Below are 15,922 nucleotides of genomic sequence, written 5' to 3'. Positions count from 1 at the left end.
CAAGCCGGTGCTGTCAACCGGCGAACTCGAAAGGAATGTCGCTTGATGATTGACTTTACCCGTGATGGTCACCTTCACACCCCATTTTGTCCACATGGCTCGACAGACCCGCTCCAGGCGTACGTCGAACAGGCGTTAGCCCGTGGTATCAAGACGCTCACGTTCACAGAACATGCTCCGCTCCCAGCCCGGTTTCAAGACCCAACACCAGACAAAGATTCGGCGATGGCGTTCGAATTGCTTCCGGATTATATCGAGGCCGTGCAGTCGTTAAAACGGAAGTATCCCGAACTCGACCTTCGCCTCGGCTTAGAGATCGACTACTTGCCCGGCTATGAAGCTGAGACGTTGGCGTTGCTCGAGCCGTATGCCGACGTATTAGATGAAACAATCTTGTCTCAACACTTTCTACTCATCGCCGGTGAGCTCCTGCCTGTCGACTTCTCGCTCGAGACGTTTCATATCCTCGTCGAACGTGTCGGTTCGTTCGAGGCTGTGATGAAACAATACTATTCGGCGCTCGCTGCCGGCCTCGTATTCCCTTGGGAACGCCTGAAAGTGGACCGCATCGGACATATCGATTTACCAATCAAATATCAGACCAAGTATGTATGGGACCGCTCAAACGTCCTGGCCGAACAGTCGCGCCTGCTCCAGACGATGGCCGCTCGCGGTTTCGGTCTCGACCTCAATACGGCCGGACTGCGCAAGCCTGAATGCGGACAGCCGTATGCCATCGACGTCGCATCTGAGGCGGCCAGACTTGGAATCCCGTTCGTACTCGGTTCGGACGCCCATATCGCAAAAGACGTGGGCGCTGGGTTCGAAACAATACAAAAAAAAGCCACGTTCCTATGAACGTGGCTTTTTCACAGCGATCTAGCTATCTAGATCCCCATTTTCGGTTGTCGATAACGATATGGCGTTCCATTTCTTCATCTATTGACAATAATACCATACTGAATCGGCAATGCAACCTAAAATTGAAAAAAGGATGACGGAATTGTCATCCTTTGCTATTTAGACCGCCATTTCAGCGTATAAATCTTTTAATTCATTCGTAGCCGCCTCATCCATCTGTAACGCCACGAGTTCGACGAATTGAAGTGCTGGATCCTTGTCACCCGACATCCGAACGATTTCGGCTGCCGCATCATCGAGCGCGAGCAAGATACCTGATACACCGAGCGTCGGGTAGTAACGGAGCAGCGCGCGGACGTGCTTCATTTCTGAGATATCGTTTCCATTGATTTTAAGTGCTTTGACCGCCAACTCTTTATGCGTTCCAATCGCGAACTTATCTTCCCACACCTCTTCGAGTGTGATCAACGCTTCCACATCATAGGCACCATCAGTGAAACGAACTTGTTTTTCCATGTAACATTTCCCCTCTCGTTAATCTACTTTCATTATAAGAGAGGAACACACTAAAAGTTTGTGAAATGTTGAACATTTTGTGGAATTTTTGTCTCACCTAGTTGTGAACATAAAAAAAGGTCCCTCCGAGGAGAGACAAATAATGGAAGAGTAAAACACCATTGGCAGTACATTAATAATATAACACCGAATGTAAACGTTTACAATGTGTTTTTAAAACTTTTTTCAAGTGGCATATGTACCACGTCAATTCCGCTCTCGCGCATTAAATCGAGACCGTCGCCATGTTCATAACCGACCGCATAGACGACACGAGCGACGCGGGAGGCAATCAAGGCGAGCGAGCAGGCGTGGCACGGCGAATGGGTCACATAAGCCGTCGCCCCGAATGCGTTCGTCGAATCGGCGGCGAGCTTTCCGATCGCGTTGATTTCAGCATGAATCTCATGCTGTTTCGACCAATTGTGATGATCGTACGGGTCCGAGCATTTGATATAGGTCACACCGTCATGAATGAACGAGACCGGCGTTTCGAGCAAGTCGACCGTATTCGCGGATACATACTCAGCACGCTTATAAAATCCGTCATCCCGCTTTAAGAAGATTTCATTACAGTTCGTATGCCCCGGCGGCGTTCCGTTCAAGCCAATCGAAATCGGCTTCTCATCTTTGACGATGACGCAAGCGACACTTTTTGAAGCACACTTCGAATGACGTACCGCCATCATATCGGCAAACTGTAACCACGTCTCGTCCCATAGGTGTTGTTTATCCATTGTTGATCCTCCTCGAAGAAAAGGAAAGTCTGAATGCTCAGACTTTCCCCGTTCAATATCCAGTCTCTTTTGGCAACTCTTTGTTTTTCGAAGCAATCTCGATGACTTTTTCTTTCAACTCGTGCTCCATCCGATCGAGTTCACGTTCCGCCTCACGACGCTTCTGACGTCCCTCTTGTTGAATCCGGAGCGTCTCATCGAGCGTCGAGAGCAAGTTCTCGTGCGCCACTTTAAGCGACTCGACCGAGACGATGCCTTTCTCGTTCTCCGTGGCAATCTCGATTGAAGAGTCTTTCAACATCTTCGAGTTCTGCTCGAGCAACGTATTCGTCGTCTTTGTGACGTCTTGCTGCATCCGGAGCGCCGTCTTTTGTCGCGTCAAGCTGAGCGCGAGCACGACTTGGTTTTTCCAAAGTGGAATCGTATTGACGACCGCCGACTCGATTTTCTCGGCTAGAATCTGGTTGTTCTGCTGGATCACCCGGATTTGCGGGGCCATCTGCAGGCTGATCGTCCGGCTCAGTTTCAAGTCGTGCAACTTCTTCTCGAACCGGTCTGCGAGTTGAATCATGTCGTTCAACTGTTGCAGTTTGACCTGGTCTTTCGACATCTCGACTTCTTGACGAAGCGGGGCAATCTCATAGCTCCGTACGTGATCAAGCTTTGTCTCCCCAGCGGCGATATAGACGTTTAGTTCTTCGAAGTAGCGTTTGTTTTTGTCGTACATTTGATCGAGCATCGTGATATCCTTCATCAAACCGAACTTGGCCCGGTCTAGATTATGGATGACCTCTTCTAAATAGACACTCATCTTTTCAAACTGTAACTTATAGTTCTCGGCTTTCTTTTTGGCCCGGCCGATGAGCGGCAGATTGTCCATGAAGCTCTTCTTCTCCGGCTGCAGCATGTCCGGGTCCATCTTGCGCACATTCTGCATCAAATCGGACAATAGCTTGCCGGCGTCACCGCCATCTTTCATCCGGACCTCAGTCAAGATTTGGTCCGAGAATTGCGACAGTTCACGTTGTACGTTCGAACCGAACAGCATGACGGAATCCGTCTTTTTAATATCAATCGACTCTGCGATGCGCGTGATGCGTTCCCGGTGCGCTTGTGGGACGTCGGCATTTACTTGAATGGCCGGCACCTCATGTTTCTCGGTCATCGCTGACCAGTCCACGGACGGGTCCGAAATCGCATCGGTTTCTGTCTTCGTTTTCGTTTGGGAAGTAAGTTCTTCTTCTGGCCATGACTGCCAGTTCGTTTCATTCGATGAAGTCATGCTTTTTTCTCCCTTCTGGTTGATCGGCCAATACTCTCTCCATCATAATCAACTCTCGTTCAAAATCGACCGCGTCATCTTCGAGGAGACGACTGCGCTGTTGTTTGAACTTGTCGACGATGAGCCGCATATTGGTCATCAACTGTTCACGTGTCTCTTCTTGAATGACGACTCGTTTTCCTTCTAGTTCTTTGAATTTCAATACGACCGACACGAGCGAGTCCAAATAGAACGTGAACAAGTCACGGACATGTTTGGCATCTTGAGGGTTCTCGAACAGCTCAGCGAACAGTTCGTGTGCTTCTTTCGAGACCGCCTTCATCTCACGCCGCACCTCGATGTCTTTAATCTCAGGCAAGACGCGGTCAATCTGTTGTAACTTCTCATAGCCTTGTTCAATCGTCCGCTGTAAAAATTGAAGCTCTAAATCATCTGTCGCTTCAAATTGGCGCACCGGCGCCGCTTCTTCGAGCGGTTTCAAGATGCGTGAACCGACGAACGGTTCGTCCTCGTCGAGCAACAGTTTCTTTTTGGCCCGCTTGGCGACAGGCGCCGGTGCCCGCTTCCTGCGTTTGCTGTTCGACCACACCTCGTTCAACACGAGCGCCCCGACGATGATAAACAACCAAGAGAAATCAAAAACGCTTATGGCAAAATATAGGATTGCCCCGGTCAGGGCCCATTTCATCCATGTTTTCATCCGTTTCACCTCGTCTCATGATACTTCTATTGTACCTTACGTGACCCTTCAAAAAAAGTTTCGTCATCTTTATAAGCTTAGCATAACGTTCCCGCGCGCTCTCTCGGTCGCAAGAACGAAAAGTATGGCCGATGACTGGACAAAAAACCTCCTGATTCGACGAATCAGGAGGTTTCTACGATTATAATGTGACCCACGTCGACACCATGACGACGGCAACCGTCACCGGAATGACGTACCGGATCAAGAAGTGCCAGATCGGGTACAACTTCACACCGATGTCTGACGTTTGAATCTCTTCTTTCAAAATGCGTTGGTCGACGATATAGCCGACGAAAATCGATGTCAAGAGCGCACCGACTGGCATTAAGACGTAGCTGACGATGTAATCCATCGAATCGAAGAACGTGCGACCGTTTAAGAACTGCATCTCGCTCATGACACCGAACGAGAGTGCCGATGGAATCCCGACTGCGAAGACGATGGCCGCTGACAACAGGGTGACGTTTCGCTTCGATATCGTTTGTTTCTTCTCGTTCAACTTGTCCGTCACACCGGCGACGACGACTTCAAGCATCGCAATCGATGATGTGATTGAAGCGAACGTGAACAAGAGGAAGAACAACACCATGAAGAATCCACCAAGCGGTACTTGGTTGAATACAGCCGGCAAGACAACGAAGAGAAGCGCCGGTCCTTCTGCCGGGTCAAGACCCGAAGCGAAGACGGCCGGGAATATCGCGAGGCCTGCGAGTAGCGAGACGGCAATATTCAAGAGAACAATCATGTTCGCTGAACGATTGAGCGTGCCTTTCGTCTGAATGTACGACGCGTACGTCAACATGGCTGCGACACCGAGCGATAGCGAGAAGAACGCTTGACCGAGGGCGAACAAGACCGATTCACCGGTCAAGGCAGAGAAGTCAGGTTGCAAGAAGAAGCGAACCCCTTCCATCGCTCCGTCAAGCGTCAACGAACGGATGACGAGCACGATGAAACTGACGAACAAGAGCGGCATTAAAATCTTGCTCATGCGCTCGATGCCAGCCTCGACACCTTTTAAGACAATCAAGAGCGTAATCAATAAGAACAAGAACTGACCGAACACGGCGATGCCTGGTGACGAAACGACATCTCCGAACACGGCACCGAACTCGTCAGGCGAACGTCCGTTCAATGTCCCGCTCAATCCGAGACCGACATAGATTAAAACCCAACCACCGATGACACTGTAGAATGAGAGCAATAAGAAACATGCGATGACGCCAAGGTAGCCGACGAGTGTCCAACGACGGTGTCCTAATTTTTTGAAAGCGAGCAGTGCCGTCTTTTGTGTCGAGCGTCCGACGATGAATTCACCAATCAATAACGGTAACCCGAGTAAGAGCGTGAACGCTAAAAACATGAGCAAAAAGGCGCCGCCTCCACTTGTGCCGGTGACATACGGAAATTTCCAGATTGCACCGAGACCAATCGCAGACCCTGCGGCCGCTAAGATGAATCCAATTTTTGAGGCGAACGAATTTTGCGCCATTACCATCCCTACTTCCTGTTTTCATATCTTTTTTCATAATAATAGTGAAATACTAACACGGTTCAGAAATGAGAACAACTAAAAACAGAGAAAAGTCTGAATTCTTTTCTCTGTCAGCAATTTTTATCGATTTTTAGTGTGACGGGACAAGAAATGACAACTCGCCCGGCAGGACATCGACGTCCAGCCGTTCCGCCTCGAAGTGCTCCCCATCGACGTCGATGAGTTGAGATTCACTCAAATGGACGGTCAGTTGAGACATCTGTAGATGCACCCATTCCTGAGACGACTGTTCGAGTCCGAGCTGTTGGGTCAACAATTGACGAATCATCGGGAAGCCGATGGCGGAACTATGGACGACCTCGACGAGTCCGTCCGTGAACGACTGGGTCGGGAGTTTCGTCGGTACCGTCCCGAGATAAGCCCCGTTCCCTACATATAGGAAGCTGACTGGTCCATCGTGGACGACTTCCCCACCGTGTTCGATGCGAACATCGAATGGATCGAGTTCACGAAACTGCCGGATCGTCGCTAAAAAGTAACCAATCGACCCGAGTGATTCTTTCTGTAGCGGATCGATTTGTCTCGACGCGTCCGCGATCAGGCCGACCCCGATGAAGTTGAGCCCGTACCGTTCGTTGACTCGCATCACATCGACCGATTGCGCGTAACTCATCTTGAACAAACGGGCCGCCTCGATCGGTTCGACCGGTAGCGCGAGGGCACGGGCAAAATCATTACACGTGCCGGCCGGAATCAAACCGATTGTCGGCCGTTCATCTCGCGGAAGCTTCATCAAGCCATTGACGACCTCATGTAGCGTCCCGTCCCCGCCGATGACAATCAAGTGCTCGTAAGCCCCGCTCTCTTCGGCGAAGCGACCGGCGTCTCCTTGCGCGAGCGTCTTCCGAATCAAAATCTCATCGTATAACGATTCAATCGTCCCGACGACCTCACCGAGCATCGTCTCGTTCCCGCCAGACGTGGGATTGGAGATAATCAATGCTCTCATAACAGACCAGCCTGCTCCAAGAAGTCCTTCGCGACGTCGTACGCCCGTTCATTCCCGTACGCGACGCGACGGTTCAATTCAGACATCTCTTCGTCAGTAATTTTACCACCCAATTGGTTGAGGGCATCCTCGATTTCCGGATGTTCATCGAGCGTCTCTTGTTTCACCAACGGAGCTCCTTGGTAAGGTGGGAAGAACTGTTGGTCGTCCTCGAGGACAAGCAATTCGTTCTCGGCGATATCCGGGTCGGTCGCATACGCATCGACGAGGTTGACGTCTCCACGTGCGATGGCACGATAGCGCAACTTTTGTTCCATCGAGACGACCGACGGGAAATCGAGACCATACGCTTGTTGCAGTCCCGGGTATCCGTCTTCACGGTCTGTGAACTCGAGCGTGAATCCGGCCTTAATATCCGATTGAACGTTTCGTAAATCCGAGATGGCGGTGATGTCTTCTTGCTCGGCATAGTCGCGTGGGATCGCGATGGCGTATGTGTTGTTGAACTGCATCGGTTCAAGCAACGCATAGCCGTCATCGGCGAGCGCGTCCCGAGCCTGTTCATACACTTCACGGGCATCGTTCGAGTTCGGTGTCTCTTTCACGAGACTCGCGAGCACCGTTCCTGTGAATTCTGGATAGATGTCGACATCGCCTGATTGTAACGCGCCCCAGACGAACGTCGTCTCTCCGAAGTTTGGACGGACGGATACAGACAAATCAGTCTGATCTTCAATCAACAGCTTATACATGTTCATTAAAATCTCAGGCTCTGGCCCGAGTTTCCCCGCGATGACGAGGTCGGTCTGTTGCGTGCGACCGAAGGCTAGCGGGGCCGCGACGATGAGCGCCAACACGGTCGAGACGGCAATCAATTTCGTCTTGTTCCGGGTTGCCGTCGCCCCTTCCATTTGGCGTAGCAAGAAATCGAACAACAAGGCAAGGATGGCGGCCGGGATTGCCCCGAGGAGAATTAAGTAATTGTCGTTTCGGTTGATGCCGAGAAGGATTAACGTCCCGAGCCCACCTGCGCCGACGAGGGCGGCGAGGGTCGCCGTTCCGACAATCAGCACCATCGCCGTTCGAATCCCGGCCATGATGACCGGTAGCGCGAGCGGGAGTTCGACTTTCATCAAACTTTGGTTCGGTTTCATCCCACAAGCCCTGGCCGCTTCGATGAGCGATTTATCGACCTCGTTCAGCCCGGTGAAAGTATTTCGTAAAATCGGGAGCAAGGCATATAACACGAGGGCAATCGTCGCCGGTAAAGCACCAATCCCGACGAGCGGAATCATAAGACCGAGGAGTGCCAAAGAAGGAATCGTTTGAATGATGGCGGTAACGCCGATGGCGGTCTCGGCCACTTTCTTGCGACGCGTCAACCAAATCCCGAGCGGAACGGCGATTAAGACGGCTATCAAAAGTGATACGACGGAGAGCTGCAAGTGCTCAATCAGCGCCTCGACGAGTTCGCCACGCCGGTTTTGAAATGTCTCAAGCATCTACCTCACCTCTTCCACGTTGTGTAAAGTCGAGGACGAACGGATCCGTACTCGCTCTAATTTCATCTGGAGTACCGATAACGACCAATTCGCCATCACGCATCAAGGCGATGCGATCCCCAAGTTTCATCGCTTCTTGCATGTCATGGGTCACGAACAGAATCGTCTTCCCGAGCTCATCGTTCAAGCGTTTAATATCATCTTGAAGCTGACCTCGGCTAATCGGATCGAGCGCCGAGAACGGTTCATCCATCAAGATGACTTCCGGGTCGGCTGCAAGCGCCCGCAGTACGCCGACGCGTTGTTGCTGTCCACCGGATAGTTCCGTCGGCTTTTTCATTCGTAAGACCGGATCCAGCCCTGCAATGTTCATGAGTTCGGTCACGCGGTCCTTCGTCTTCTGTTTAGGCCATTTCAATAATTCGGGAACGACAGAAATATTTTCCTCGACCGTTAAATGAGGGAATAAGGCAATTTGTTGAAGCACATAACCAATGTTGCGTCGCAACTCGTATATATCGAATTGATAAATCTCTTTCCCGTCGATGAGGATTTTTCCATCTGTATGGTCAATCAGTCGATTCACCATCTTCATCGTCGTCGTCTTCCCGCACCCCGATGGCCCGATTAAGACAAAAATCTCTCCTTTACGGACTGTCAAATCCAAGTCTTTGACGGCTAGCGTCCCGTCTTCGTAGCGCTTGGACACATTTTGAAATTCTATCAACTCTACCCCTCCTCGGCTCGTAACTTTTTCATGAAAGTCAAATATTAGTTTGCCCGTTTCCAACGTTTGTTAAACAATCGGACGTGCTATCTGGTGCGTATGGACACTGCCGGTAAGCAAAATCATGAAGCAAGGCACAAAAAAGGTCCTCCTAAAGGAGAACCTGCTGTTATGGAAGTGTAATCGTGATGTGGCGACGACCCCAGTTGATGGCCTCGTCTTTCGTGTCGACGAGCAAGTCGACGATATTTCCTTTGATGCGTCCACCCGTATCCAAGGCAATCGCTTGACCGACACCTTCGATTTGAACAATCGTTCCAAGTGGGATGACGGCTGGATCGACTGCGATGATACGCATGCCGTTATAGAAAATCGAATCCGTGACATCATGACCGGTTGCCGTCAAGACGCGGCCCCCGTATGAGCCGTTATCGGCTGCATCGTTCGTGTACGCCGTCGACTCGGCTTGAATGGAGCGTCCTGTCGTCGAGACTGGAGTTGCAGTCGTTGTCGACACCGTCGATTGCTTTTTCGAAGTTGCGGCTTGATGTTTCGCTTCTTCTTGTCGTGCCTGCTCGGCAGCGACACGTTTTTCTTCGGCCAAACGTTCTGCTTTTGCTTCACGCTCTGCCTGCTCTCGCTCGGCTTTCTCTTCGGCGACCCGTTTTTCTTCCGCAATCCGTTTCGCTTCAGCGACACGTTTTTCTTCCGCGATCCGTTTCTGTTCGGCTAGTCGTTTTTCTCGTGCAATCTTTTGCTGGCGTTCTTGCTCGATCGCTTTTCGTTCCAATTCAAGTGGGTTTTGGACAATTTTTTGTTCCGTCCCAATCCCGATTTGGGCGGCATCGGCCGTCGCGGCAAACGCGAACGTTCCCACAGCCATAAGTAGGACAGTCATCATATATTTTAAGGAATGCATAATCAATAGGTCAGCACCTTTCTCGTCATCTAACGAACAGGAGTTAATTTACCATGCCCGTCCGACCCCGAGAAGGGATTTTGATGAAGTGAAATATTTCTGACACATCGACTCTCTGTCGGTTACAATCTGTAACATTTACATGAAACATAGCGCTACCAAGCATTTTTATAAAAAATTACAGATTCGTTACAACACGACGTGTAACAAATCTGTAATCTGATTGTCATTCTGTTTCAGCTTCGGTCGAGCGCAAATCGTGAGGTCTTACCATGCCCCAAGGTGCCACGTCGACGTCCACTTCGAACGTCTTCGCCCCTTCGATTGCTGATGTCTCTTCCTCAGCGACACGATACGAACTCATATCATCAATATATACTTGGCGGTCGTAATAGTTGGCCCGAGTGCCTCCGAAAAACGGCCGTGAACTGACCCGGTCAATGGTCGCATATCCATCGTCCCCCGTTTTGAATGAGACGTATACTGTCCCTGACTCGACATCTTGTTTTCCTTCGAACGAGTCATACTCCAAATAGACGAAGTCTCCGAAAAACGGGTCGTACGGTTCGTAGGAAGTCGCTTTGAACGTATATGTCTCACCGAACCAGGAGACCGCATAGACGAGCAGTATAAACCCGACGGCAATCAACACTTGCACAATCGGTACTAGCCAAGGCGTCAATCGTTTCATGTCTGAGCATCCCCTCTCGTCGTACGACTACGGCTGCGCCACCACAAGGCTAGCGACAATGCGAAGACGATCAATGCTCCGATGAGGAAGAACAGTGAAATATCGAGTTTATCCCAAACATAGATGAAGTAGATCGTCATTTGAACGAGCAAGAAATAGATGAAGGCGAGCACGATCGGTTTGCGATTATGGTCTTGATAGACGAGATAAGCGAGGGCGACCGCTTCAAGCAGGATGGCCAGCAAGATGCCCGAATCCTCGAACAATGAGAAGGGGATGACGGCGAGCAGGCTGACCCACATCAAATCTGGACGTCGGTGCAACAAATAGACGGCGACGAGGACGACCGAAAGGATTGTCGCCTCGATGACCGACGGCGTTCGTTGCGACAACCAGCCTTCCGTCGCATTAATCAAATAGCCGATTGATAGGACGGCTGCGACGAAAAGGTACAGATAGTTCCATTGGGCCCGCTCCCGATAAACGAGAAACAAGACGTGTAGCGCAGCGAGTGCCCATAACGGCCAAAAGCGGCCTTCATAGTCGGCGTACTGACCAATCGTGATCAATAGGCCGTAGAAGCCGAACCAGGCGAAAATGCGATCGAGCTCGTTGTCCCCATAATGGAACCAGACCCACGTCACGATCAATCCGAACGCAATCAACGTGATGCCGATGCCTTGAAAACTATTCGTGATTGCCAAAAAGCCAGCGAGTGCGGCCAAGAACGTGAAAATCGGATGTTTGAAAATCAATTTGTGCATGACGGCGACGGCAAGGAATAACCAGAATAAGAACGGAATTTGCGAGGAAAGATTATACGTCGAGAAAATGACGATCATCGTGGCGACGAAAAAGGCGACGCCTAACAGTCGGAATAGCGTGACATAGCGTGACGCTTTCACTTGCAGGCGTTCGGCGGTCACATACATCCCGACCATAAACACGAGGAAAATGGCGACTTTCACAAGATCAGGAATCGCTTGCCAATTGGCCGCGACAAAACTGAATAGACTAAGTGCGAGCAAAATCGATCCGATAATCACAAGAATAGGCGGTTTGTGCTCACGTTTGTCACCGACCGCCAACTTCTTATGTTCATACTCGACCAAGCGCTGACCGGTCACTTCATCCAGTAAACCGGCCTCTTCCCATTCACGAACTTTTTTGTCAATGGACACCTGAATCATCCCTTTCGATTAAAAGGTCAGCTGGCGCGTTCGATCAATTCCAAATCTTTTTTCAGTAAAACTTGCTTCTCGAATTCGAGACCAAGCTGTTGAAATTCTTCCATGATGGAAACGTCCCCGATGACCGTATTGGTCAATACGGCAGTCACTTCTGCGACCCAACCTTCACGAGTTGACTTGACGATATCACCCACAACGAATTCTACAGACACACCCATTCACTTCCAATCTTAAATTTGTTTCTATCATTATAACGAAATTATATCGGTTTGAATACGTTTTCTTTAAGCCGTTTAATAAATTGTGTCAAAATTTTTCCAGTCAATCCCCAAATAATGTAGTCTTCATGTTCATAAAAAGGTTCTCTCATTTTAATTACCCGTTTTTCGTACGCTTTAGCATTCGCCATCCGGTCAAACGGAATATTTTGATCAGGATTCATCGTCCATTCCATCTCGCCGTGGAACGGGTCGAGCAACAGCAACGTCTCGACCGGGATTGAGAACAGATGGTCGACTTCATCGGTGTGACGGACGTCTGGGAGCTTCGGAATCACTCCGACGAACGGATAGATCAGTTGCCGATGTGGCGTTGCGAGGGGTTGCAGGCGACCGATCACTTCAATCTCTTCCATCGCGAGCAATAGCTCCTCACTCGTCTCACGAACAGCCGCCTCGACCGGGGTCTCGCCAGGATCGAGACGGCCGCCCGGGAATGAGATTTCTCCAGGCTGGCGCCGCATCGTATGGGCGCGCACTTCAAAGATGACATGCCACGCTCCATCGACCTCGACCAAAGGAATCAATACGGCAGCCGTCTGTTCATAATTCTCTTCCATCGAAAAACTGTCACGCAATTGTTGTTCCGTGATCCACGATTGTTTCATGTTCTCCACCTCATTCTCTATGTTTCTACAGTTCCACCGTTGTCTCCTCGTTTAAACGCATCAAATGTCGGAAATATCATTATTAATGATAGGAGATGGTAGATGTGGTGGACAAACAAGTTGATGTATTGATTGTCGGGGCGGGCCCGACCGGACTCACGCTCGCGCTGACGTTAGCCAGATATGGAATCTCATTTGAAATCATCGATCGCAAGACGACACCGTCGAACAACTCCCGCGCCATCGGGATTCAACCGCGGACGATTGAAGTCTTCTCTCGTCTCGATGTCGCCAAAGAAGTGCTCGACCGGGCGCGGACCATCGAGAAAGGAAATCTATATTTTTCAGGACAATGGACGGCCAAGCTCGAATTTTCCCGTCTCGTCACGCCCTATCCGTTCGTGACGTTGCTCCGTCAAAACGAGACCGAAGCAATTCTCGAGGCGGCGTTAAACGAGCACGGGCATTACGTCCAGCGTGGGGAAGCGCTCGTTTCGCTGACACATTACCCGTCTCGTGTGCTCGCACATTTGGAGTCAGACTCAAACCGGACAATCGAGGCCAAATATGTCGTGGCGGCCGACGGAGCGAACAGTACGATTCGACGCATGCTCGCTCTGCCATTCAGCGGAAAATCGTTTAAGGAATCGTGGGTGCTCGCCGACATGAAAGCTAAATGGAACATCTCGCGTGAAGAGGTGCATATTTTCTTTTCGGACCGCGGTGTATTGGAAGTCTTCCCGCTCACGGACGACACGATTCGCATCACCGGCAATCTCGCGAGCGATGAGTCGTTCAACGAGGCGGAATTGCGTGAGTTGATCGAACAGCGCAGCCATATGGATGTCGAAATCGACGAGGTCGAATGGTTCTCATTGTTCCGGGTCCATAACCGCATGGTTGACTCATTCATTCACAATCGCGTCATTCTCATGGGTGACGCCGCCCATATCAATTCACCTGTCGGCGGACAAGGGATGAATACCGGCATCGCCGATTCGTTCAACCTCGGCTGGAAGCTGTGGCTTCATTTGAAGGCGGGTGCCCCGTTCCGCGTCGTCGATTCATATCGCGATGAGCGCGAACATGTGGCCCGTAACGTCCTGCAGACGACGAACGTGGCGACCGAAGTGTTGCAGACGACGCTCCCAGTCCTACTGCCGTTCCAAGCACTAGGCGCCGACGTCTTTACGCGCGTCAATCTCATCAACCAAAAAATCACGGAACGGATTGCCCAGCTACACTTGTCGTATCCTGGACATTCCCGCGTCCCGTTCTTACGCGTCACCGAAGGCAAAATCTTCCCGGAAATCGAGATTATCCGGACGGACGACGGGCTCCGCACGAAGATTTCAGAAGTCGCCGACGGCCGCTTCCAAGTGCTCGTGCTCGACGACGATAAACGGGACGCGAGCGCGTTGTATGACTATTTGAACGACCATCAATCGTTCTTCCAAATCATCACGCTGTCGAAGACGAGCCGTCCCTTCTTCGATCAAGGCAACGAGCTCGCGAAATCGCTGTTCATGAAACGCGGCGTCCTCGTCATCCGTCCAGACGGTTATCTGCTCCACAAGCAGCGGCACCTTCGCCCGGAAGCGCTACAAGCGACGATGGCAGCTTGGTTGCCGTCCCCATAACAAAAGCTCCACTCGGATTTGAGTGGAGCTTTTGTTTACGCTTGATTGTAATAAAGCGTCCCTGGTTTCGACAGCGTCAAGTCATAAAACGCCTCGAACGCTTCGATATCTTCCAACTTGCGAAAATCGACTTTGTCCGTCTCTTCATTCGGGATTGCGACGATGATGCCATCATCGGTCTGTTTGATCATCCCGGTCTGTCCGTTATGGATGCGGATGTAGAGCACGTGCTTGTCTTCTAGCAGCGTCACGGCTTCGCGACGCGATTGAATCGTTGTTTTCATAGTCATCCCCCACTTTCTTTTGAGTATACCGGTCCATCGTTGTTGCTTTCAAGCGGTTGCGCCCTTAAAATTATGTAAAGAAGGGGTTGAACGCTTTGAATTTGGAAACTATTTTAATTATCGTCTTAGGCATCACATTCGTCGTGCTCGTCTCGATCCGCGCCGTCCGCAACTTGCAGTGGGTCCGCTTCGGTGAGGCGTTCGGCAAACAAGGCGAGGCGCTACTTGACGACTATACGTACTTAACAGAACAAGGCATCACGTGTCGCGTCGAGCACGGTTTACCGACCGGCCGCCTGTTCCGCCCGCTCGCCAAAAACTTGGACGACCGGGTCGCCTTGTTCGTCCATCGCAAAGACGAACAGAAGGCTCGACAATTATTGAAATAAAAACGGCGCTTAAACTACAGCGCCGTTGTGTCAGGCTGTAGACATTAACATCGTCTGCAGCCTTTGTATTTGTCCGACCGGGCACAATGAAAATGGCGCTGACTCTTCAGCGCCATTTTCATTTATGTACTTGCCGCTCCGAGCAATAGTAGGCGATATGTTTAATCGTCGCCTCAGACAACAGCTCGAGCTTCGTCTTCGTGATGACATCGTCAATCACATCGAACGTCTCGGCACAGTTCGCTTTGATGCGTTCCACTTTGAGACGTGGTGTCTCCGGGAATATTAAAAATGACGTGACGGGAACAGCTTGTCCGCATTGCCTCTTCAAGACACTCCGGACGTGCTTCGTCATCCGCTCAAGTTCTTCCATCGGATGCGGATAGATGTTTTTCCAACCGAGCGGCGTCTCGAGACGACAATCTCGGTTCGTCATATGGACGGCCGACGTCGTCCGGTTGATGCGGACTAAAAAGACGCCCTTCGGTCCGACCAACACATAATCGAGCACGTCATCGCCGAGCTGGACGTGTTCAATCATCATCCAATCAAAGCGACATGTATGACGAATGATCTCGACGATCTCGTCCGTGTACGATTTCGGTGGTGTGATGACTTCTTCTTTCGTGCGGAACAAGCCTTTCGTCTGTCGTTTCTCAGGTTCTTTCTTGACGGCCGTCAATACTTGTAACATCTTCTCCACCTCCTCCCTTTATTCGCTTGGACCGACCTGTTTTCCGAAGACGGCCTTTTCTAAATTCGAGATGCGTCGCAACATGTCATAGTTCGACGCGACAGGCTGGGCCGGTTTGACCGGTTCTGCTGCTTGTTCGTTCGAACCGCGACGAAGCGACTCGTTCTCTTGGCGCAACCGTTCGATTTCTTTCGTCATCTTCTCGTAATCGCGGATGACGACGTCCAAAAACTGGTCGACTTCTTCTTGTGAGTAGCCACGGAGGGCGGTTTTGAATTCTTGTTTATAAATGGCTTCAGCTGTTAGTTCGGTCTGCATG

The 15,922-nt window shown here is 50.7% G+C and carries 18 protein-coding genes and 1 pseudogene; 3 read left to right on the top strand and 16 right to left on the bottom strand.

Features of this window, described 5'->3' with window-relative positions; translation table 11 throughout:
• The first annotated feature begins 45 nt into the window (after positions 1-45).
• Positions 46-858 (top strand): histidinol-phosphatase HisJ, encoded by an 813-nt coding sequence (gene hisJ / locus M467_RS26700; protein ID WP_021067255.1) that lies wholly within the window; start codon positions 46-48, stop codon positions 856-858.
• A gap of 162 nt (positions 859-1,020) precedes the next feature.
• On the opposite strand, the gene M467_RS26695 is transcribed toward hisJ, so the two are convergent.
• From M467_RS26695 to M467_RS26635, 13 genes and pseudogenes are all read right to left on the bottom strand, one after another.
• Complete coding sequence (locus M467_RS26695) at positions 1,021-1,377, bottom strand: hypothetical protein (RefSeq protein ID WP_021067254.1); 357 nt, start codon at positions 1,375-1,377, stop codon at positions 1,021-1,023.
• A 200-nt stretch (positions 1,378-1,577) separates the two neighbouring features.
• Positions 1,578-2,153: a deoxycytidylate deaminase gene (locus M467_RS26690; protein WP_021067253.1), complete on the bottom strand. Its 576-nt coding sequence runs from the start codon at positions 2,151-2,153 to the stop codon at positions 1,578-1,580.
• A gap of 52 nt (positions 2,154-2,205) precedes the next feature.
• Positions 2,206-3,435 (bottom strand): toxic anion resistance protein, encoded by a 1,230-nt coding sequence (locus M467_RS26685; RefSeq protein WP_021067252.1) that lies wholly within the window; start codon positions 3,433-3,435, stop codon positions 2,206-2,208.
• A complete protein-coding gene (locus M467_RS26680; RefSeq protein ID WP_021067251.1) occupies positions 3,419-4,135 on the bottom strand; it encodes a 5-bromo-4-chloroindolyl phosphate hydrolysis family protein in 717 nt (238 codons plus the stop codon). The genes M467_RS26685 and M467_RS26680 overlap by 17 nt, the downstream gene beginning before the upstream one ends.
• Positions 4,136-4,316: 181 nt before the next feature.
• The gene (locus M467_RS26675) at positions 4,317-5,669 is read right to left on the bottom strand and encodes a sodium-dependent transporter (protein WP_021067250.1); all 1,353 of its coding nucleotides are present in this window, start codon (positions 5,667-5,669) and stop codon (positions 4,317-4,319) included.
• 133 nt (positions 5,670-5,802) lie between these two features.
• On the bottom strand, positions 5,803-6,681 hold the full coding sequence (locus tag M467_RS26670) for a diacylglycerol/lipid kinase family protein (RefSeq protein ID WP_021067249.1): 879 nt from the start codon (positions 6,679-6,681) through the stop codon (positions 5,803-5,805).
• Entirely contained in the window at positions 6,678-8,183 is a 1,506-nt protein-coding gene (locus M467_RS26665) for an ABC transporter permease/substrate-binding protein (protein WP_021067248.1), read from the bottom strand. The genes M467_RS26670 and M467_RS26665 overlap by 4 nt, the downstream gene beginning before the upstream one ends.
• A 10-nt stretch (positions 8,184-8,193) precedes the next feature.
• Positions 8,194-8,910: pseudogene (locus M467_RS26660) on the bottom strand (ABC transporter ATP-binding protein); the annotation flags it as partial.
• Positions 8,911-9,079: 169 nt separating this feature from the next.
• Positions 9,080-9,793: a 3D domain-containing protein gene (locus M467_RS26655; RefSeq protein ID WP_021067246.1), complete on the bottom strand. Its 714-nt coding sequence runs from the start codon at positions 9,791-9,793 to the stop codon at positions 9,080-9,082.
• A gap of 262 nt (positions 9,794-10,055) precedes the next feature.
• Positions 10,056-10,520, bottom strand: coding sequence for a GDYXXLXY domain-containing protein (locus M467_RS26650; protein ID WP_021067245.1), 465 nt, complete (start codon positions 10,518-10,520; stop codon positions 10,056-10,058).
• The gene (locus tag M467_RS26645; RefSeq protein WP_031200207.1) at positions 10,517-11,710 is read right to left on the bottom strand and encodes a DUF2157 domain-containing protein; all 1,194 of its coding nucleotides are present in this window, start codon (positions 11,708-11,710) and stop codon (positions 10,517-10,519) included. Before M467_RS26645 ends, M467_RS26650 begins: the two co-directional genes overlap by 4 nt.
• 17 nt (positions 11,711-11,727) lie before the next feature.
• Positions 11,728-11,928 (bottom strand): DUF2187 family protein, encoded by a 201-nt coding sequence (locus M467_RS26640; protein WP_021067243.1) that lies wholly within the window; start codon positions 11,926-11,928, stop codon positions 11,728-11,730.
• A gap of 41 nt (positions 11,929-11,969) precedes the next feature.
• On the bottom strand, positions 11,970-12,548 hold the full coding sequence (locus M467_RS26635; RefSeq protein ID WP_412778518.1) for an NUDIX hydrolase: 579 nt from the start codon (positions 12,546-12,548) through the stop codon (positions 11,970-11,972).
• 155 nt (positions 12,549-12,703) lie between these two features.
• On the opposite strand from M467_RS26635, the gene M467_RS26630 reads away from it, so the two are divergent.
• Positions 12,704-14,236: an FAD-dependent monooxygenase gene (locus tag M467_RS26630; protein ID WP_034797310.1), complete on the top strand. Its 1,533-nt coding sequence runs from the start codon at positions 12,704-12,706 to the stop codon at positions 14,234-14,236.
• A 35-nt stretch (positions 14,237-14,271) separates the two neighbouring features.
• Here the strand turns inward: M467_RS26630 and M467_RS26625 are convergent, their stop codons facing one another.
• On the bottom strand, positions 14,272-14,520 hold the full coding sequence (locus M467_RS26625) for a hypothetical protein (RefSeq protein WP_021067240.1): 249 nt from the start codon (positions 14,518-14,520) through the stop codon (positions 14,272-14,274).
• Between the two features lie 95 nt (positions 14,521-14,615).
• Here M467_RS26625 and M467_RS26620 point away from each other — a divergent pair, with 95 nt between their 5' ends.
• A complete protein-coding gene (locus tag M467_RS26620; RefSeq protein ID WP_021067239.1) occupies positions 14,616-14,909 on the top strand; it encodes a hypothetical protein in 294 nt (97 codons plus the stop codon).
• 118 nt (positions 14,910-15,027) lie between these two features.
• On the opposite strand, the gene M467_RS26615 is transcribed toward M467_RS26620, so the two are convergent.
• Positions 15,028-15,603 (bottom strand): NERD domain-containing protein, encoded by a 576-nt coding sequence (locus M467_RS26615; protein WP_021067238.1) that lies wholly within the window; start codon positions 15,601-15,603, stop codon positions 15,028-15,030.
• A gap of 18 nt (positions 15,604-15,621) precedes the next feature.
• Positions 15,622-15,921, bottom strand: coding sequence for a cell division regulator GpsB (gene gpsB / locus M467_RS26610; protein ID WP_021067237.1), 300 nt, complete (start codon positions 15,919-15,921; stop codon positions 15,622-15,624).
• Position 15,922: the final 1 nt, after the last annotated feature.

The sequence above is a fragment of the Exiguobacterium chiriqhucha RW-2 genome (assembly GCF_000416965.1).
In the GTDB taxonomy this organism is placed as follows: Bacteria; Bacillota; Bacilli; order Exiguobacteriales; family Exiguobacteriaceae; genus Exiguobacterium; species Exiguobacterium chiriqhucha.
The sequence above is the reverse complement of the archived record's forward strand: the minus strand, read 5'-3'. Positions and strand labels throughout refer to the sequence as shown.